The sequence below is a fragment of the Dapis hubbardiae BLCC-M172 genome, assembly GCF_050016015.1.
Classification (GTDB): Bacteria; Cyanobacteriota; Cyanobacteriia; order Cyanobacteriales; family Microcoleaceae; genus Trichodesmium.
On record NZ_JBNHEQ010000166.1, the window covers coordinates 1 to 21388 of the forward strand.

The following is a 21388-nucleotide window of genomic DNA, read 5'->3' on the forward strand; positions in this document are numbered from 1 at the left end:
ATTAAAGTTTATGAGATCGCGATTCTGGGTTATGGAGCGCAGAACAAATTCTTGAAAGGATTAGATACAGCTCTCACAGTCATCAATGAGTTAGGATTCCCTTTACCTAAATCCCCTATTCAGTCTGATATTAAGCAAGCATTAGAAAAAACAAAAACGTTGTGGACAGACAAAGCGCCTTTAGACTTAATCACTTTACCAGAAATGGAGATAGCTGAATCCCAAGCAGCCATACAAATTTTATCAACTATTATCCCAATTGCCTATCAAGTTTCTCCTCCTAAAAGGGAGAGGTAATTATCAATTATCAATTAATGACGGTTGTTGCAGTAGTGTTTAATTCTAATAGTTTAAATATCATTTATTGGTTTGAATATTCCTTAATTAGCTATAATAAAATTATCTGTACAGTTTTGGCTCTAGATATCATTTTATGAATATAGCTAAAAGTATTATTTTTTCTCCCTGTATTCTCACCCCTTCAACAAGTTTAAATGAAGCTATTAGTCTAATGACAAAAGCAAAAGGAAGTTCTTGTCAGATTAGTTATAGTGAAAATAGGATACCTGCCTCGAAAAATATTGGTCAAATTAGCAGTTGTATCTTAATTGTAGAAAATAAAAAATTAGTAGGAATTATTACAGAAAGAGATTTAGTTAAATTAACTATTCAAGGAAAAACATTACAAAATAAGACTGTTGGCGAACTAATGACGAGTCCAGTTGTATCACTTCTCTATGACGAATTTAGTGACTTATACATTGCCTATAGTTTAATGCGTCGTCATCGTATTCGCCATTTACCTATTTTAGATGTACAGGGTTATCCTATTGGGTTAGTTACTTTATCTAGTTTGCGTCAAATTCTAAGTCCACGTTATTTTTTCCGGTTTCGACAAGTTGATGAAGTTATGACTCGTCATGTAATTTGGGATGTTCCCTCTACTTCTGTTATGGAAATAGCAAAAAAAATGGTTTTTAATCAGGTTAGTTGTATTCTTTTGGTGGAACAGAAATCAGATATTTTGACTCCACTAGGAATTATTACAGAAAAAGATATTGTACAGTTTCAGGCACTAGATATAAATTTAAAAGAGCTTACTGCCGAGCAACTAATGAGTTATCCGTTATTTTGTTTAAAACCAGAAGATAACCTTCTTCAAGTCTATCAAAAAATGGAATAATTACGAATTAGAAGGTTAGTTATAACAGGAAAAAAAGGGGAATTATTAGGAATAATAACAGAAACAGATTTAGCTAATCTTATCGATCCTATCGAAATGTCTGGTTTCTTAGAAATCCTAAAATATAGAGTTAGCCAACTTGAAGAGGAAAAAGCTTTTTTACTACAAAAACAAGGAATAGAATTAAATCAAGCTATTGAAAACAAACAATTTGAATTATATTACCAGCCACAATTTAATTTAAGCAAAAAAAAAGTTTTTGGTGCAGAAGCTTTAATCCGTTGGAATTCTCCTGAAAGAGGTAGAGTTTCTCCTGCTGAATTTATTCCTTTAGCTGAAAAAACAGGTTTTATTATTCCTCTAGGTCAATGGGTATTAGAAACTGCTTGTAAACAAATAAAAGATTGGCAAAAAGAGGGTTTGCCACATCTACAAATTTCTGTCAATATCTCAAGTAAACAGTTTCATCAACCTAATTTAGCTGAAGAAATCTTAAAGATTTTGAAAAAATATGAAATCCCACCGCAATGCCTTAAATTAGAACTAACTGAAAGTGTATTAGTGCAAGATATTGACATGACATTAGAACAGTTTAAAATGTTAAAAGCAGCGAAAATTGAAGTTTCAATTGATGATTTTGGTACAGGATATGCTTCGTTGGCATATTTACAACATTTTGATTTTAATACTCTAAAAATTGACTGTTCTTTTGTTAAAAATATTCATAAAAATTACAAAAATGCGGCTATTACTAATGCTGTTATTCGCATGGCTAAACAATTAAACTTTCAAGTTATTGCAGAAGGAGTAGAGACTAAAGAAGAAAGCGATTTCTTATATGCTAATGGTTGCGAATTAATTCAAGGTTATTTAATTAGTCGTCCCCTTTCTGCCAGAGATTTTTCTAAATTTATAGCTTTTTGACAGCAATTTCGGAGTTACAAGCAGGATGCTTGTGTTACTTATAACAGTTTTCATTAATATAGACTACAGAGATTTAGGTTTAAAGGAAGAAGGAAGAAGTTTTGTAGTCTACCTTTGTGAAAACCGCTATAATTGTCGTAACATAAGCATCCTGCTTGTTACAGATTCAATATAAATTTTTCTGGGGTGTCTGTTGAAGAAATTTTTAAACGGATAAATTCTGCCCATGCTGCCTCATTTAATAAACTTAAAGCTGCTTGGCGATTTTGACGAGCGATCGCTTCTATAACTCTTTGCCATCCAGACTGTAAATCTTCTATATTTTTATCTGATTTATCAACTATATTTAGCCAGGAAATTGCTTTCTCAAAAATCGGTTCATCTGGTGAAATTTGTTGTGACCTCAACCCCTGAATAACTACTTTTAACCAGACTGGAAAAAGTTCAATCCAATTATGATATTGTAATTCTTGGAATGCTATTTCTGCCATACCTAAAGCACCCCAAATACAAAGAGATTTTATAGCTAAATTAATATCCTGATTTGAAACTGCTGACTCCCATAAATTCTCAGCATGAGATTGAAATCTAGCTTGTAAATATTCATAAGCTGAATTAACAGTATCAGTATTTGTGACTTTATAAGTTGTCTCTCCTCGAAAATTTCTATCTCCCCGATAAGAAAGCCAATTATGAGAGCCAGATAAATGAATTTTTCTATCTACTAATACCTCTTTAGCATGGGAATTTCCTAACCAAAATATCTGAGCTGCTGGTAAATCTTCAGGAGTTCTAATTGTTAACAATTTTTCTTCAACTTCGGGCGACATTGGTTTAGTTTCTTCTGCTTGTTTTTCGGCTATTCCATATCCGATTAAAATCCACACTCCATTATTTGCCAACTTTTGTAAAAGTTGCATAAAATCCTGATCGACTACTTCCTCAGTCACCCAAGGAGAGTAAATTAAAATCTGTTGAGTTGCTGCTTTAAGAGTAGATAAAAACTCCGGTCTAATCTGGCGATCGCGTAACAAGATAAATTCGGAATTTTTGGGTAAAGTTTTTCTCCCCTTCTTTCTAGTTTGTTTAATTATTTCATTTGCTTTTTGCTGAATTTTTTGTAGTCTCTCCTCAACTTTTTGGTTTTTTAATTCTAAAATTGATTCTGTTTGAGAGGCTATAGACTCAGGAGGTAAACCACGTAATTCATTGAGCAAAATTTCTCCCTTTTCTGCCATTTCTTGTAATTGATTTGATACTGATTCTAAAATTTTATTTCCTTCTCTTGCTTGTAAAATTAACTTTTCTTCAATCACATCAAATATTACCAAAATAGAAATAGCTTTCCAGGTAATTTTTTCTGCATCTTTATCTACAGAAAAATCTGTAACTATTTGCCCTGATTCTGGTAGATGAATACCTAAATCAGAATCCAATATTTGCTGTTTAAATTCTTCAATAGTCAAATTAGTAATATCAGGGATTGTATTTTCAACGGTTATAAAATCTGCTAAATTTGGTAGTTCAGGAGATTTAGATATTGCAGCAGAAAGTCGCCAGTTGATTTCTTCAGAAAGAGGATTAGTAATAGCATAAATAATTTTATTTTCTGGCGGTTGTGGCAAGGAACCTTTTGTATAAAATTCTTTGCCTTCAGAAGTTATAGTAATTCTAGAATCTGGTGGAGTTAGAGTTAAGGTTTGTAGAGATTTAAGAGTATTAGTAGTATTTTGAATAAATATCGGATCTAACTTTAATATTTGTGCTAATTCTACTTCAGTTGGTGGAGGATTAAACTCAAGACTTGCTCTAAGAATAAACTCCTCAAGAATATTCAAATCTCGTTCTTTTGTAATTTCAATTTGAACCGGGGTTTGATATAGTTGATAACAAAATTGACGGGCAGCAAAAACTGACAAACCAGGGCTATCTTTTTCGATTTTATCAGCTAAATTATTTAATTGGGAGTCGATATATTTAGTAGGAGATTCTAGAAACATTTGCTTTTTCAGTTATCAGTTATCAGTTATCAGTTATCAGTTATCAGTTACCAGTTACCAGTTATCAGTACCTACAACTATTAAATTAATTTCATTATAAATTAATATCCCAAACCATTTTACCCTCCCATGCTCCCGAAGGTTTTTAGATAGTGGGAGCATCTAGCTCCCGAACCATTCGTTAAAACAAATTCGCGAGCTTCTAGCTCGCACTGGATGGCATCAATGAATTAATTTCATTATACAGCGCTTTTCAGATTAAAGAATTCTGATTTCTTTCTTGAGCTAAGATATACCTGAAAATAATTAAGTAAAAGTCAACAAAACTTTAAGATTAAACTAAACTTTAGATATCGGTTTCATTAATGGATAATTATTTATTAATTGATAACTAATTTATTATCAATTATCAATCATCCTTGATAAGGAGAGGCTTTAAACCTCTGGAGATTAATTACAGCCTATTTCATGTAAGTGTGGTATAGTAATTATACTAAATTGACACAATTTTTGAATTAAAACTTAATTCTATACTTCAAAAACCATTTAAAAAGTGATTAGTTCTACTGTACTTCGTAAACCTGGAATACACTGTGTTAATTATGAATTATCCATTATCAATTATCCATTAATTTATTATGTCTCAATGTCTAAACCCGGAATGTCTAACTATTAATCCCGATAATTTTCAATTCTGTCAAAAATGCGGAAATAAATTATTACTTGTAGAACGTTATTGGGCAAAAAGTATTCTCGGACAAGGTGGTTTTGGTCGAACTTTTTTAGCAGTAGATGAGTTTAAACCTTCTAAACCTTTTTGTGTGATTAAACAGTTTCTTCCTCAAGCTCAGGGAACGGAAACTGTGGCAAAAGCTGCCGAGTTATTTGCACAGGAAGCGGAAAGGTTGGAATTGTTAGGAAAGCATTCACAAATTCCTGAACTTTTTGCTTATTTTTCTGTGGATAGTCGTCAATATTTAGTACAAGAATTTATTAAAGGAGAAACTCTGCAACAAGAGTTAGATAATCGTGGGGTTTTTAATGAAAGTCAGATTCGAGAATTGTTAATAGACTTATTATCTGTTTTGCAGTTTTTTCACAGTCATAATGTGATTCATCGGGATATTAAACCGGAGAATATTATTAGGAGAGAGGGAGATAAAAAGTTAGTTTTGGTTGACTTTGGAGCAGCTAAAGTTCTGCCTAAAACTCAAAGTCCGATGGTGACTGGAACGGTTATTGGTTCCGCAGAATATTGCGCCCCGGAACAGTCGATGGGAAAGGCAAAGTCTGGAAGTGACTTGTATAGTTTGGGGGTGACTTGTTTGCATTTATTGACTCAGATGAATCCATTTGATTTGTATGATGTGATGGAAATGGAATGGGTATGGCGAGATTGTTTAAATGGAAATTTTGTCAGTGATGAATTGGGGAAAGTTTTAGACAGTTTGGTGGAGCAAAAACCGAAGCAACGTTATCAGAAGGTTGAGGATGTTTTGGCGGATTTGGGGTTTGGTAATTCTGCTGTTTCTGTTACTAAAAAAATTCAACAACCTCGACAAAATTTTGTTTCTAATGATGTACCTTTGGTTTCAGTTAGAGGGGTAAACTATACTAAATTGCGTGATTTATTAGCGGCAGGAAAGTGGAAAGAAGCAGACCAGGAAACTGAGCGTTGTATGTTGAAAGTTGCAAGACGAGAAAATGAAGGTTATTTGGGTGCTAAGGATATAGATAATTTTCCTTGTGAAGACCTGCGCACTATTGACCAACTTTGGGTAAAATATAGTAATGGTAAGTTTGGCTTTTCTGTGCAAAAGCAGATTTATCAGAGTTTGGGTGGAACAAGGAACTATGATCGTGAAATATGGGAAGCTTTTTGCGATAAAGTTGGATGGCGTCAAGGAGGCAAATTTGTGGTATACTCTGAGCTAACTTTTAGTCGGGATACACATTACACGGGGCACCTACCCGCGGTGGGGAAGGGGGGTTGGGTTGGTGTAAGGGGATGTGGGTGGGTGTTGGGGAAGGCGCGGGGTGGTGCTCTCTCTTCTCTCTTCTCTCGCGCAGAGACTTGTAGACTGTAACATATAGCCGTTTCAGCCGTCTGACATTCAGTTATCAGTTTTTTATAACCTATTTATCGGTTATCAGATACCAATCGTTCCCCCTTTCTACGACAGAAGTGATTGTCATTGCGTTAACGCAGTTTTGCGACAGCAAGGCGGTTATGGAAACAGTTAACTTCTAGGAATCACCGTTAAAGAGCGCCGAAGCAATCTCCGGTATGATAGAAGAGATTGCTTCGGGGGGTGTTGAGAGTGTGTATTGAAAAATAATTTCTTTTCCTTCCCCCCTCGCAATGACGTTATTGGTTATAGTTAGAAGTGGCTTTGTCATTGCGTTAACGCAGTTTTGCGACAGCAAGGCGGTTATGGAAACAGTTAACTTCTAGGAATCACCATTAAAGAGCGCCGAAGCAATCTCCGGTATTATAGAAGAGATTGCTTCGGGGGCTTTGGGTGCTTGAAATCAAATAATGACTTTTGCTTCCCCCCTCGCAATGACAATATGTGTCTTTGGTAGTTAACTTTCAAGAGATTGCTTCGAGGTTTTGAGTGCTTGAAATCAAATAATGACTTTTGCTCCCCCCTTTTTACGACAGAAGTGATTGTCATTGCGTTAACGCAGTTTTGCGACAGCAAGGCGGTGCTCGAAACACTTAACCTCTAGGAATCAACATTAATTTAGCCGAAGTAATCTCCGGTATTATAGAAGAGATTCCTTCGGGGGTTTTCGGTGCTTGAAATCAAATAATTACCTTTACTTCCCCCCTTTCTACGACAGAAGTGATTGTCATTGCGTTAACGCAGTTTTGCGACAGCAAGGCGGTGCTCGAAACACTTAACCTCTAGGAATCAACATTAATTTAGCCGAAGTAATCTCCGGTATTATAGAAGAGATTCCTTCGGGGGTTTTGGATGCTTCAAATCAAATAATTACTTTTGCTTCCCCCTCGCAATGACAATATATGTCTTTGAAGGAACACTATCAAGTCATTAAAACATCAGAAACTTCCATCAACCCTCCTTGACTACGCACAACATTAGAAACTTCTGAATACATATTTCCCACCATTCCATAATGTTGTGTAAATAACCCATGACATCCAACAATAACTAATAATTCCTGAGCGCGAGAAAAAGCAACATTTACCCGTTCTGGTTTCTTAGCAAATCCTACTTTTCCCTCCTGATTATTTCTCACCATACTCACAATAATTACTTGTCTTTCCATTCCTTGAAATCTGTCAACTGTTCCTGTTCTAATATGTAGGGATGGAAAATTTTCTGGATTAATTCTCGACTCTATTAGTCGCAACTGCGCATTATAAAATGTGATAATTCCTAATTCTTTCCTGGGCAAACCATCGGCAATTTTAACAGACCAAGATTTCTCCATTTCCCCACATAATTTTTCAATCACATCAACTTCTTTTTCGTTAAAAGGTGATGTTCCTTCTTTTTGTTCGATAAAACTTTCCAACTGTGGCATTTTCACCCAGATAATATGTCGATTTTCTGGAATAATTTCACCTCCTAAATTATGGGCGCGTTGTTGGTCTGGTTCGAGCAGACCGCATTGTAAACGATGCTGATAAAACTGATTAATTGCCCCCATAATATTCGGGTGCATTCGATATTGAATGGTTAACATCTGTTTGATTTTTTCTGTTGCTGTCTCGAAGTGAGTTTTAAATAGTGACTCTTCTAAAAAGTTTAGTTCTTCTTTGGAAATTTTCATCTCTTCAGCTATTTCTTCAACAGTATTATCATTGAGCATTGGTGGTAATTGGCGATGGTCTCCTACTAATACTAATTTTTTGCCTTTTAATGCGGGAATTAATATTTCTGGGGGAGTACATTTACTAACTTCATCAATTATTACGACGTCGAAACTATTAAATTCTTCGGCAAAGCTCCGACTGGCTGCTTGGACGCAGGTAATACCAATAACATTGGCATTGTCGAGGTAAATTTTCCTCAAATCGTTACTATCTTTTTCTGAAGGTTTTTTGAGTTTTTCTATCCAGTCTTGGATAAATTTTTGGTTGCGGTTGAGGTTGGTTTCTTCTGTTTCTAATTCTTGTTGCCAGTTTTGCTGTTGAATTTTGATTTTCTGTAAAAGTTCTATGGCAAATAATTCTGTTTCAGGAACGGTAGGTTTGAGATTTTCTGGGATTTTTTGCCATGCTAATTTCCACCAGTTTCTCTCTTCAATTAAATTGGTTGGTACTGTTTGTTCTAATGCTGTTTTAATTTGATTAATTTCTGTTTGGCAAGATTGGAGTTTTTCCTGGAATTTATCTGCTTTTTTTTGGATAGTATTTAGTTTTTCTTGGAGAATATTTTGAATTTCTACAAGAACGGTAAAAGGTTGTAATAGGGGAGCGATTTTCTCAAGTTGCTTGAGGTTATTTTCCCAGGAATTTACTTTTTCGACAAAATTGGATTTATCGTTTAATACTTCTAATGGTTGACAGTCAAGATACTGTTTGACTAAATTACGAATTTCTGGGTTAACCTCTACTTTAGGATTTATCTCTTGTAATGCTTGGAGAAACTCTTGATATTTTTGCTCAAGCTTTTGATGGGAATCTTTTCCTTTTTTCTCGACTATCTCTAGTTCTTGTTTGTAGTTTTCCAGTAATTGAATATTTTCCTCTGACTGTTTCTGATTTTTAAGAATTTTATGTAGATTTTCTTGTTTAGCAGGGAGTAAAAATTCACGGGAATTATGGAGAATTTTATTGAATATTTTATCTATGACTTCTGTGAAAGTTTTTGACAGATTATCTGGTTGCCAAGCCAAACTATATTTCTGCCGACTTTCCTGGAAAAATTGTTTAGTTTTTCTCACTAAATCTTGCCTTTCTTGTTGACCAAGTTGCGGATATATCGCAAATGCTTTAGTAAATTCTTGCCAGTTTTGATAATCTCTTTCTGACAAAACTATGGGTGGTTTACTGAGAGTAATCTGCAAAAATTCATCAAAACGATATTCTTTACCTTGAATATTTTTAAAACCACGACTTGACTCTGCATTTAATGCTTTTTCTAATCTTTCCCAATCTGGCAAATTATTAATAGGTTGAGCATAATTTGGCAAAAGTTGTAATTTTTCTCTACTAGCAAGTTTCATCAGACTTTCTGGTAATCCAATTAAATCTAATTGGAAACCTTCACCAGTTTCCCAACATTTTTTCAATTCCTCAAATATCCGCTCTTTACCAACTTTTTTTATCCAAACACCTACTTCGCCAACAACTAAATCTATTTGACTTTTTTGCGTTTCTAATTCTTCTAGTTTTTTTTGTAGATTTTCCGAAATTATCTCTTGTTCCTGAATATCTTTTTTAAGCTGCTCAAACTGACTATGACTCTTTTGATAAATCTGTAATAATTTCTCACTTTCCGACATTGCCATAACTGCCTTTTTTGCCACACCTAAACCATTCTGAAATTCTGGCAACGAAACAGCTAAATTTTTCTCCAACCAAGCTGCTAAACCAAAAGCTCCCAATACTGGAATTTCCCAACCAATATCTTTAGCAATATTCCGACCTAAACGCACATTCTCTACCAAATATTTGACCGACTTTTCCTCCTGACAATAAGGTTGTAAACGAGGTAAAAAATTTATAACCTCCTCATCTTCCCAATTAACATTAGGTGCAGAATTCAATAAATTCTCCAATCCCAATACCAAAAAATCTAATTCCTTTCTGTCAGTTTCAACTTGCAAAACTTCTCTTTCTAATTCTGCTAGACTTGCCTCCAAAATAGTGTGGCGATCGCTCAACTCCTGTTGTTCACTTACCCATTTTTTCTCCAACTCCAAATAATCATTAAACCTCTCAGACTCTACTAATAAATCCCGTAAAACTTCCACCCTTTGCAGTCGTTCCCGCAAATCTTTTTCACAATCATTAGCAGTATTTTTTAACCAAGTATCAATCACCCGCTCCTCCAAAAACGGTTCCCCCTCTTCCTGCACTTTCTCCGCTTTTCCCTTGCGGACAGCACGAATAACCGGATTATGCACCAACCTACTCAAAGCATTATCAACCGCTAAATTTGCCTGAGACGCAATCAAAGTCCGCCCCCCGCGCAAAGCAACCTGATAACAAATTTCAGCAATAACAGTAGTTTTCCCAGTTCCAGGGGGACCTTGAATCAAAGCCAAATCTGGAACTGCCAAAACCCTTTCCACAGCAGCAAGTTGATTAACATTCGCAGCAGGTAACAATAAATTATGGGGTTGCAGTTTGACCGTCTTTTTCGGAACTCGCGCACAGGTAGCATCAAAGAAAAATTCACCCAAATATGGATTCTGACAGCGCCCATTTTGTAAATCTTCCAGCGCTCTGCGTTTCCGTTGCACCTGCGCAATATCCCCAAAAGCAACAAAAAATAGAAACCCTTTAGACGGTATTTTATAACTCCCACGAGCAATACTTTCCAAAATTTCACTATCCAACATTATCCGCACCTGACTTTTTTCCCAGTCAATAGTAGCGATCGCTCCCAACTTTTCCCCATCTCTACCATCTCTACCTTCCGGAGAAATATTAAAAAGCTGAATATCTTGATTTTTTGCCTCGAAAAGTCGCCGTCGAAACTCAATATCGTCTATAGCAGTTTCCGGTGTTCCATCAATAGTCGCTGAAGAAATATCAATTTCAAAAGTAACCTTTCTCCTTGCACTACCATAGTTGTGACTAAGAAACTCTACACAAAATTGACGTTTTTCTGCCAGACGTTGCTCTATTTCCACAAAAGTCGTCCAAATAGGAAGTTGGTCTTGTGTAGGTAGGCGATCGCCAAAAAAAGGCATTTTACCCATAGAGCGGACTGCTCCCAACGGTATCCCTCGTCGGAACTGATGTTGTGGCAACAAACGAATTTGCAACGCTAGACTAAACTCATCCTCTTCTGCTGTTTGAGAAATCAACTGCACCGATAATATTTTGAACACCCTGTCTCCATCAATATTAACTGCTCCCCTAAGTTTCAGCGTTTTTTCCCACTCTTTCTCCTCCCTATCAGTCGCCATTGTCAGTTCCCAAATTTCTTCCCCCTCTTCCTTTCCCGGTGCTTGACGACGCACATAATATAAATGAGAATCTTCATCCAATATCTCAGACATCAATGATTCTGCTTTTGCTCGACGTTGTTGAAATTCTGGATATTTCTTCATAGCAACTTCACCCAACTGAGCGCGAACAAACCTATCCACCGCACTACCGACAAACCGATAACCCCAATCTTGAGAATTCAAAACTTTAGCAGGCAAATTTTGTGTTTCCTTTTCCAACACCGGAGTTGTCGGAAGTGGGGAAATAACTTTAGCAGCAACCTCCAACTCCCGTCTACCATCTTCTGAAAACAGAGAAATTAAACCAGATAAATTTGTACCAGTAGGAATATCAGCAGTATTCAGCACAACCTCTAAATTTTGTCGCCCCGGTGAGAGATAACTAGAGCGCACCTGCAACCATTTTAAATTACATAAAACCTCACAAACCGCACCCAGTTGTAACTCCCATCCCCGTTCCACCTGTCGATTTATTTCTACTTCCCCAAAGTCGAGAATTGTCGGAATATCCCAACTTGCTCCCTCCCATTCCACATTTTCTGCAATACCATTTAATTTCACCTGGTTCAAAATGGGATTAGTATTAGGTTCAGCAAATATAGCAACTTCCCCATTGTCACCACCAACTGTTCGCTCTACTGTTAAATTTTCCAGTCGTACTTCCGGAACTGTTATTGTTAATGGGGGTTCAGTTGCAGCAAAAATCACTGTATCGGTGCCACTACCACGAATGGTAATTGATTTATCAATAGTAAAAGGTGCTTTGTAGTCTCCTGTTTGTAGATTAAGTTCATCTCCATCTTTTACCATTTCGAGTAATTGGGGAAAGTTCGATGGGTTAGTTTCAAATATTGTCATTTCAGTTATCAGTTATTAGTTATCAGTTATCAGTTAGTTACTTAATTATCAGTACCTCCTAACGAATTAAGCATTATATCAGCAAATGATTGTTGCAGTGCGAGCATTTTGCTCGCCAGTTTAGATTCAGTTATCAGTACCTCCTAACGAATTAAGCATTATATCACCAAATGATTGTTTGATCAGGACTTACCCATGCAACTCCCTTGAAAACGCCATATGTAGGGGCGAATGGCATTCGCCCTCACTTGATTTAGTGTCCGTGCGTAGGTCCTGTTTATTATAAATTACAGCAGATGACATTGAGTAAACGATAAAGTAGGGACGTTGCATGCAACGTCCCTACAGGGTTATCATTTTTTAATATTGTGGACAGGGATGAACAATGTCTAGCAAGGGAGCAAGATGCTCCCACTGCTACTCCCTATTCCCAAACACTACTTTTTCCTTACTTTGAATTATGTCTAACCTATTTCCCGGAATGAACCCATACCTCGAACAACCTGAATTTTGGCCTGACTTTCATAACCAACTGGTGGCAGCGATCGCTAGAATATTAATTCCACAGTTACTACCTAAATATCGAGTAGTCACCAATTTTATCGGTAACTCAAAACAAATTGCTATTGGTAGACCAGACGTTATATCATGTCCGCTTAATTAGTGATAAAAAAAATTTTTCCCTCCTCATACCTTCTTTCTCCCTCCTGACTCCTGACTCCTCCCTAATTATTTATAAGTGTTCATCCGGATATGATATTACCGTACAAAAAAGTCGATATGATGTACTTCCACTAACAACAGCAGTTGCTACATCGACACCTTTGACTCAACCTATGACAGTAAGTATTCCTATGCAGAATGATATGCAATTTTTTCATAAGTTTAAAAGATGTCAAATTACAGGGGATTTAGCTGTTGCTTTAATCCTCCAACGTGAATACCTAAAAAACTAAATATTAAAACAGATTTAAACTATTAATTTCTTTCTTTTTTAAGTAATAAATTAATAGCTTTATTGATAAAATTAACATTTATTTATATTGAGAATTATCCAAAACTTTTCGATGTAATTTTGCTAAATAATATCTCAATCTACTATTTTTACTTTCTACTCTATTCATGGATGTTTTACTGATAATTTTCTCGCTATTGCCGAATAAATTTTACCAATTGTCATCCAACAATAACAGTTACAGTGTTTAATATTTTCCCATAATTTTTCAAATATTTCTGGATTTATATCTCCTATATTCCACTCTAAAATATACTAAAAATCTTACTTAAATGCTATTAATATCGATATTTTATATTTTTTTATTCCTCTAAATTTTTGTAAATAATCTAATTTTATAACTAATGGTATTATCTGTTCATTCTTCTTTTATAAGAATTTTTTCTCCATCTGTCTTACCCAACGTATAACTGTATTATGATTAACCTTAGTTATTCTCTCAATTCCTCTAAAACTATTACCATTAACATACATAGTTAAACAATTTTCTTTTACTTCTTGAGAATAAAATTCTACAAATTTACGACCACACTCAAAGCAATTGATAATTTTGCTTACCTCGCCTATATCCATTTTTTCTAATATTATTTGATTTACATTTAGGACAGTTAATTTTCATGTTTTCTATTCAGCAATCCTTCAGGTAAAATTTTATCTTTGATTATAAATCATCTCGCAATAATGCAATGCTATAGTGTTTACTTGAGCTGATAGCTGTATATAATTACAAAATCAATGGACACTCAGCACTTAGCAATCAGTAGAATCATTTTTTTTGACCTTGAGCATAGGATTTCAACCTAAGCCCAAAAAGCTGTTAACGAAGTTCCTCTGCAAAAGGCTAGGTGAATGCTAAAAGCTGATAGTTAGTTAAAATCAAAGGTAAAATAATCATGATTGAATGGTTTAGTATTGTGGCAGGTGGCCAATTAGTGGGATTTCTTGCTCAAGAAGTTCTAGGAAAATTGGCTCAAGAAGAAACTGAAGACTATCTTAAAGATTTTTTTAAGGAATGTATTACTGATTTTACAGATAGGATAACTAATACAGAAAGAGAAACTCTAGAAAAAGCGACGGCAGAAGCTATTAAGGAACTTTTAGAGTTAGTACAGCAAGAATTAGAACTTGCTGAATTAAATCTAAATCAAATTGAGGAATACACTGAACCTTTCAAACTGTTTCTGAAAAATGAGTCAGTTTTAGGAATTATTGGTAGTTCATTTAATAAAGATATTAAAGTTTTAGATACTAAAAAATTGGCTACAACCTGGAACCAAATAAATCCATATTTGCCCAAAAAACTTGACTGGGTAGGAATAGCAAACAACTATCTGAAAAAAGCAAAAATTATTAGAATAAAGTCCGATGAATTACGGAAAATATTAGATGCAGAAAATCAGGATAAACTGGAAAATAAAAATACTGAAATTAGACCAGATTTTGACTTAAAAAGATATAGAAAAGAAATTATCGAACAATATGTAAATCTGAAATTAGACAGTTTAGATCCGACTATTCATGCGTATCATCAATTGAAATCATGGGAAATGTTTATTCCTCAAAATGTTCGGGAATCTCAAGAATTTTTGCCTCAAGTACATGAAATTTCTCAAGAATCTCGGCAGGGATTAAAAGAGACTGGGAAATTTGGAGAAGATTTTTCTCAAGAACAATCGGAAAGTCTCCACTGGAGATATTTAGATCGACCTATTCGCTCGGTTGTGGAATTAGTTGAAAATAGAAATTATCAACATTTAGTGATTCTGGGCAACCCCGGATCTGGCAAATCTACTTTATTACAATATATTGCTCTAAAATGGGCAGGCTCGCCTATAAAAGATTTAGTTTTACAGCCAATTCCTTTATTAATTGAACTGCGGACTTATGTTCGGAACCATGATGCTAATAAATGCAAAAATTTTCTGGGATTTCTGGAAAAAGGTAGTGGAGTTACTTGTCATTTACCTCAGCAACAAGTTCATGCAAAATTACAAAAAAATGAAGCTATTGTAATGTTTGATGGGTTAGATGAAGTTTTCGATCCTGTCAAACGAGAGGAAATAATTACCGATATTCATCGCTTTACTAATGACTATAAAAATGTGCGGGTTATTGTTACTTCGCGGGTAATTGGTTATCAGCCACAAAAATTCCGAGATGCTGAGTTCGATCATTTTATGTTGCAAGATTTAGAAGATGAACAAGTTGAGGATTTTATTCAACGTTGGCACGATTTTACTTATCAGGATGAGGCGGAAAGGGAGAAGAAAAGAGAAAGGTTTAAACGAGCAATTCAAGAGTCTTCAGCTATTAAAGAATTGTCGGGAAATCCCCTTTTATTAACTATGATGGCTATTTTGAATCGTCATCAAGAATTTCCGAGAGATAGAGTCGAACTTTATAATCAAGCTTCGCGAGTTTTATTACATCAATGGGATATAGAAATGGCATTAACTGATGCCAAGATTGACCCAATTACTATTGACTATAAAGATAAACAGGCAATCTTGCGTCGGGTAGCTTTTTTTATGCAGGAAAATAAAGCAGGTTTCGCTGGTAATTTGATTCATAGAAATGATTTGGAAGAAATTATCAAGGATTATCTCAAAACTGTAGATATTAATCATGTGAGAACTGTGGCTAGGGTATTGATAGAACAGTTGCAGACTCGGAATTCTATTTTGTGTTTTGTTGGGGCTGAATATTATGCTTTTGTCCATCGAACTTTTTGGGAATATTTTTGTGCGAGGGAGTTTGTTTGGCAGTTTGAAAAAGAACAGAAAATTTCTCAAGATGAACTGCTCGAGGAAGTTTTTGGTCACCACTGGCAGGATGAAAAATGGCATGAGGTGTTGCGGTTAATTGCAGGGATGATCGATCCTAAGTTTGTGAGAAAAATTATTAGTTATTTGATGGAACAAGATGGGGAAGAGGAAAAGTTTTTGAATTTATTTTTGGCTGGCAAGTGTTTGTTTGAAGTTAGGAGTCGTCAGAGTATTGGTGATGTAGGGTCTCGGTTATTAAATAGGTTAAAAGATTTGACTAGGTATAACCTTGGTTATTCTTACAAACCTTATAAGAGTTATTCTCAAGAAATTGATCCGAAAAATGCAGCCTTAGTTCGTGAAATTCGTACTCAAGCTGTGGAAGTGGTAGCTGCAACCTGGAGGAATGAACGTTTCACCTATAATTGGCTGAAACAAAGGGCAAAGTCTGATGATGATTGGAATGTGCGACGAGAAGCGGTACGACAAATAGCTACTGGTTGGAAAGATGAGTCGGGAATTTTAGATTTACTCAAACAATGGCTAGAGTCTGATAATAGTTGGAATGTGCGACGTGAAGCGGTGGCACAAATAGCTACTGGTTGGAAAGATGAGTCGGGAATTTTAGAATTACTCAAACAATGGCTAGAGTCTGATAATAGTTGGAATGTGCGACGTGAAGCGGTGGCACAAATAGCTACTGGTTGGAAAGATGAGTCGGGAATTTTAGAATTACTCAAACAAAGGGTAGAGTCTGATAAGAATTGGAATGTGCGACTTGAAGCAGTCCGACAAATAACTACTGGTGGGAAAGATAAGTCGGGAATTTTAGAATTACTCAAACAAAGGGTAGAGTCTGATAATAGTTGGAATGTGAGACTTGCAGCAGTCCGACAAATAGCTACTGGTTGGAAAGATGAACCGGGAATTTTAAAATTACTCAAAAAAAGGGTAGAGTCTGATAGTAGTTGGAATGTGCGACGTGAAGCGCTGCGACAAATAGCTACTGGTTGGAAACATCAGCCAGCAATGTTAGAATTACTTAAACAATGTTTAGAGTCTGATAATAGTTGGAATGTGCGATGTGAAGCGCTGCGACAAATAGCTATTGGTTGGAAACATCAACCGGCAATTTTTGAATTGCTCAAACAATGTTTAGAGTCTGATAATAGTTGGAATGTGCGACGTGAAGCACTGCGACAAATAGCTACTGTTTGGAAACATCAGCCAGCAATTTTAAAATTACTCAAACAAAGTTTAGAGTCCGATAAGAATTGGAATGTGCGACTTGAAGCAGTGCGACAAATAGTTACTGGTTGGAAACATCAGCCAGCAATTTTAAAATTACTCAAACAAAGGGTAGAGTCTGATAATAGTTGGAATGTGCGACGGGAAGCAGTGCGACAAATAGCTACTGGTTGGAAAGATGAGTCGGAGATTTTAGATTTACTCAAACAAAGGGTACAGTCCGATAGTAGTTCGACTGTGCGACGTGAAGCGGTGGAACAAATAGCTACTGGTTGGAAACATCAGCCAGGAATTTTAAAATTACTCAAACAAAGGGTACAGTCCGATAGTAGTTCGACTGTGCGAGTTGAAGCGCTCCGACAAATAGCTACTGGTTGGCAAGATGAGTCGGAGATTTTAGATTTACTCAAACAATGGGTAAAATCTGATAATAGTTGGGATGTGCGAGTTGAAGCACTCCGACAAATAGCTACTGGTTGGAAAGATGACTCGGAAACTTTAGAATTACTCAAACAATGGGTAGAGTCTGATGATAATTCGGATGTGCGAGTTGAAGCGCTCCGACAAATAATTACTGGTTGGAAATATCAGCCAGGAATTTTTGAATTGTTTTATCACACCGCCCTCAATGACCCCTTTCAACCTGAAAATGAGCATCAATACAACCCTCGACAAATTGCACTAGAGGCAATAGTCAAACAATACCGAGACCATCCGCAAACCCTGCCACTATTAAAAGACAGAGCAGCAAAAGACCAAGACAAACAACTGCGGAAGTGGGCAAAAAGGAAATTGCGGCGATTAGAAAATATGAATGCTTATGATAGTGAAAAGCACGCAACAACGCACCGTTAAGATAATGGTGCGTCATACCTCAACTACCAAGCAACAGGCAACAGTGGAAAAAACATTTCCTCCTGACTTCTATTTAAGGTTTGCTGAAAAAGTCTTATGGGTGAAGGGAAGAGACAACCCACCCCTAACCCCTCCCAGGAGTGGAAGACAGGAGACAGGAAACAGGATAAATGGGGAATTTATATAGAATCCGGTTATATAGTATATGTTCATAATTCTATCTAGACTTCAATATTCAATCTCCCCATCTCCCCATCTCCCCATCTCCCCATCTTGCCTAAATATATAATAAGTATTCAACCGGATTTTATATTATAGGAGTTAGTCGAATATTTTATCCCTCCATTTTTCTGCAATTATTCTCCTGAGAACCCTAACTTTCTGGTTGCTCAAGCTGAAAAAGCCAGACCCCCTGGAGCGAAAAAAGCGTAAAACCTTTATCTGTCAATGCTTTTTGATTTAATCAGACAGCCCTATTTAGTAAGTTTTGTAGGTTGGGTTGAGGTATGTAGCTTGCTTCCCGTCAGGGTAATACCAATTTGATAAATGTTTGCTACAAATAGCCAGGGGACTTTTTAGGAGTCAGGAGTCAGGAGTCAGGAGTCAGAATGAATTGCTTCCATACCATTTTTTAGGCCGTAAATCGTCTTTTTTGTCAAAAGGACATCTCCTGTAAAATCTTTTTATCACCCTTACTATTCGTAACATTCTTTTTTCAAAATGGTATAACCCAACATTATATAGCACTACGCAAATAGGTTAGGACATTTTTAAATCCTTAAACCCTTTTACAGTCTTCTGTTCCCACCTTCTGTGTTCCCTATTCCCGATTCAAGTAGCGCTATAATAGACATAGGCGTGATAATTAAAAATCAAATCAATCCCATACACAGAAATCATTAATTCTTTCCCCCTACTCCCGTACTGGCGATTCGCGAATCGCCCCTACTCCCTACTCCCTCTTTTCCACCAGAGGTCTAATAGAGTTGTTGGGTTTCGCTGTCGCTCTACCCAACCTACTAACTACTAACGCAACGCCAAATCAGAACGCAACCTCAAATCTAAATCTTCTTCTGGATAAATCACAACAACCTCCACTTTATCCCGACCCACAAATACTCCACCCAAAGCGCCCAATCCCGCACCTATCAATAACCTTTCCACCTCCAGAACATCATCCCCAAGAACTGCAGACAATAAAGCAGCAGCACCAGTACCCACAGCCGCACCCTTCAAAATATCCCCAGCATTAGCACCCTTTGTTATTCTTTCAGTATCAGTAACTACCTTAGAAATAGCATCAATACGAAACCTACGGCGATCGCCAATAATTACTTGTTCGGCAAAAAATTGAGTCCCATTGGAAACAGGTCGTAATTGACCTTCTATCTCACTGCCAAAGGGTATTACAACTCTTCCTTGAACATCCCTAATATCTTGAGTCACTGTCAACCTTAACCTCATCGACTCATCTGGAGTTAGAACGACTTTTTCTGCTTCCTCATATCCTACGGGGATGAGTGTTCCTGCTGGTATTTGTGCTACAGGCAATGGTCTTCGTTGATTGACAGGCAATGTTCGTGGGTTGCCAGGGAATTGTCGTTGTAGGTTGTTAGGGTACTGTCCTCGTTGGTTACCATATTGTCGTTGTCGGTAAAATTGAGCCATAGCTGGGTTTGACATTAAACCAGGCGTTGCTGTAGCTAATGTCATGCCTAAAGTTAATAATAAAGATGTTCCAAAACGCCATTTTTTTGAGTTAAACATAAGTAGTATCTATCCTCCAATTCAGTTATCAATGTAATAAGTTTAGGTTGGGTTGTTCCCGTTAGGGTTGCGCAGCATGGAACGTTTGCGGAGCATTTCCAACGGAAAAACCCAACAACAACAAAGCCATAGATATCTCCAAAAACACTGATTTTGGAACAGTGCTATAAGGGTTTCAGAATCTGTTCTGGAGATGTCTAACAAGGCTTTGTTGGGTTTAAGTTCGTTGTACAAGCGCCTGCATTTTTAGGCGTGTCTGTTCAGTAGAGTGACATAACTAAAATGGTGCGTTACGACGGATTGTTAAATACCTTTCACAGTCTAAATTTTAGCCGTAAATACGCACCCTACTGGACCGACACAGCTAAAACTGTGCATTAGGGAGTAGGGGAGTAGGGGAGTAAGGGAGTAGGGGAGAAAGACTGTTGTTGGCTTTCTTTCCTCAACCCAACCTATATCTAATGCACCATTTAAGGTGTGTCAGTCTACTACTACTTTTAACTTTTGACTTTTGACTTTTGACTTTTACCTTTTACAGCTTTTAAAGCTAAAATTGCTGCACCATAAACAGGTTGATGTCGAGGCCAAATAAGTTTAGCAGCAGGAGCGATCGCCAAGATAGAATCTTCAAACCAAACGCGAAAGTTCATCATACTGTTCCAGACACTTCCAATAGTAACTACTTCAAAAGTTTCGTGAGGCTTAAATAAGGTAGATATCACAATTTTTGTAGCTATACTTAACTCCTCCACAGCACCTTGAATAATTTTCTTAGCTACCTTATCTCCCTTATCTGCGGCTGCGGAGACAATGGGAGCAAGTGCGGCTATATCTGTTGCACCCCATCCACGGCGATAAACTACTTCTATTATACCTTCAATATTTTTCAAGCCCAGGTGTCTTTGAAAATCTGTAATTAAAGTAGTCGGAGATTCACGACCATCATAACTTTTTAAAGCTGCTTGTAAACCTCGAATAGCTATATTATAACCACTACCTTCATCTCCTAAAAGATAACCCCAACCACCAACTCGCTTAGTTAAGCCTTGACTATTTTGGCCGAATACTAGGGAACCTGTACCTGCCATTACCACAATACCTATAGAATATCCAATACCTCCCACCAAAGCGATGTTACTATCGCTACAAATAATTATTGTATTTTGGTGTAAATCCCATTTTATCGGCAGATTAGTAATAATTTCTTGGAGCAAATTTTCTACTACTGGAAAGTCTTCAGGTCTTCCTACTCCTGCTAAACCAAGACAAATTCCAGAGATTGGTTGATGGTTATTATTATTAGTAACTGCTTGAGTAATAGCAGTTTGAATCGAATTTTTTGCTACTTCAATTCCTACACTTTGATAATTTGAAGGACCGCTTTTACTACTACCAATAACTTGATAATTTTCATCCATTAAAACGGCTTCTGTTTTGGTGCCACCGCCGTCAATTCCTAAAACATTTACTTTTTTCATAATTAGAGTAACACAGGCATCTTGCCTGTAATAACTGTCTAAATTAAAGTAACACAGGCATCTTGCCTGTAATAACTGTCTAAATTAGAGTAACACAGGCATCTTGCCTGTAATAACTGTCTAAATTAAAGTAACAC

General features: G+C 36.4%; 12 protein-coding genes. 6 read left to right on the forward strand and 6 right to left on the reverse strand.

The window, feature by feature from the left end:
- The 3 genes from ACP6PK_RS14780 to ACP6PK_RS14790 all read left to right on the forward strand — a co-directional run.
- Positions 1 to 297, forward strand: a 297-nt coding sequence (locus ACP6PK_RS14780; protein ID WP_426560332.1) for a hypothetical protein, incomplete at its 5' end; no start/stop codon positions are given.
- Positions 298 to 433: 136 nt separating this feature from the next.
- Complete coding sequence (locus tag ACP6PK_RS14785) at positions 434 to 1183, forward strand: CBS domain-containing protein (RefSeq protein WP_426560334.1); 750 nt, start codon at positions 434 to 436, stop codon at positions 1181 to 1183.
- 96 nt (positions 1184 to 1279) lie between these two features.
- Positions 1280 to 2107, forward strand: a complete 828-nt coding sequence (locus ACP6PK_RS14790; RefSeq protein ID WP_426560336.1) for a putative bifunctional diguanylate cyclase/phosphodiesterase — start codon at positions 1280 to 1282, stop codon at positions 2105 to 2107.
- Between the two features lie 158 nt (positions 2108 to 2265).
- Here ACP6PK_RS14790 and ACP6PK_RS14795 read toward each other — a convergent pair whose 3' ends face one another.
- Positions 2266 to 4107 carry a phospholipase D-like domain-containing protein gene (locus ACP6PK_RS14795; protein ID WP_426560338.1) on the reverse strand — a complete coding sequence of 614 codons (1842 nt, stop codon included), beginning with the start codon at positions 4105 to 4107 and terminating at the stop codon, positions 2266 to 2268.
- A 638-nt stretch (positions 4108 to 4745) separates the two neighbouring features.
- Here ACP6PK_RS14795 and ACP6PK_RS14800 point away from each other — a divergent pair.
- A complete protein-coding gene (locus ACP6PK_RS14800; RefSeq protein ID WP_426560340.1) occupies positions 4746 to 6194 on the forward strand; it encodes a GUN4 domain-containing protein in 1449 nt (482 codons plus the stop codon).
- 964 nt (positions 6195 to 7158) lie between these two features.
- On the opposite strand, the gene ACP6PK_RS14805 is transcribed toward ACP6PK_RS14800, so the two are convergent.
- Positions 7159 to 12123, reverse strand: coding sequence for an AAA domain-containing protein (locus ACP6PK_RS14805; protein WP_426560342.1), 4965 nt, complete (start codon positions 12121 to 12123; stop codon positions 7159 to 7161).
- 460 nt (positions 12124 to 12583) lie between these two features.
- Here ACP6PK_RS14805 and ACP6PK_RS14810 point away from each other — a divergent pair, with 460 nt between their 5' ends.
- Positions 12584 to 12787 carry a DUF4058 family protein gene (locus ACP6PK_RS14810; protein WP_426560344.1) on the forward strand — a complete coding sequence of 68 codons (204 nt, stop codon included), beginning with the start codon at positions 12584 to 12586 and terminating at the stop codon, positions 12785 to 12787.
- 720 nt (positions 12788 to 13507) lie between these two features.
- Here the strand turns inward: ACP6PK_RS14810 and ACP6PK_RS14815 are convergent.
- Positions 13508 to 13711 (reverse strand): hypothetical protein, encoded by a 204-nt coding sequence (locus ACP6PK_RS14815; protein ID WP_426560346.1) that lies wholly within the window; start codon positions 13709 to 13711, stop codon positions 13508 to 13510.
- Positions 13671 to 13757 carry an IS1/IS1595 family N-terminal zinc-binding domain-containing protein gene (locus ACP6PK_RS14820; protein WP_426560427.1) on the reverse strand — a complete coding sequence of 29 codons (87 nt, stop codon included), beginning with the start codon at positions 13755 to 13757 and terminating at the stop codon, positions 13671 to 13673. The genes ACP6PK_RS14815 and ACP6PK_RS14820 overlap by 41 nt, the downstream gene beginning before the upstream one ends.
- A gap of 274 nt (positions 13758 to 14031) precedes the next feature.
- Here ACP6PK_RS14820 and ACP6PK_RS14825 point away from each other — a divergent pair, with 274 nt between their 5' ends.
- Positions 14032 to 18006 carry a HEAT repeat domain-containing protein gene (locus ACP6PK_RS14825; RefSeq protein ID WP_426560348.1) on the forward strand — a complete coding sequence of 1325 codons (3975 nt, stop codon included), beginning with the start codon at positions 14032 to 14034 and terminating at the stop codon, positions 18004 to 18006.
- A 1026-nt stretch (positions 18007 to 19032) separates the two neighbouring features.
- Here ACP6PK_RS14825 and ACP6PK_RS14830 read toward each other — a convergent pair.
- Together ACP6PK_RS14830 and ACP6PK_RS14835 are read right to left on the reverse strand one after the other, a co-directional pair.
- A complete protein-coding gene (locus ACP6PK_RS14830) occupies positions 19033 to 19773 on the reverse strand; it encodes a hypothetical protein (RefSeq protein WP_426560350.1) in 741 nt (246 codons plus the stop codon).
- 497 nt (positions 19774 to 20270) lie between these two features.
- Positions 20271 to 21251 (reverse strand): N-acetylglucosamine kinase, encoded by a 981-nt coding sequence (locus tag ACP6PK_RS14835; protein ID WP_426560352.1) that lies wholly within the window; start codon positions 21249 to 21251, stop codon positions 20271 to 20273.
- Between the last annotated feature and the right edge of the window lie 137 nt (positions 21252 to 21388).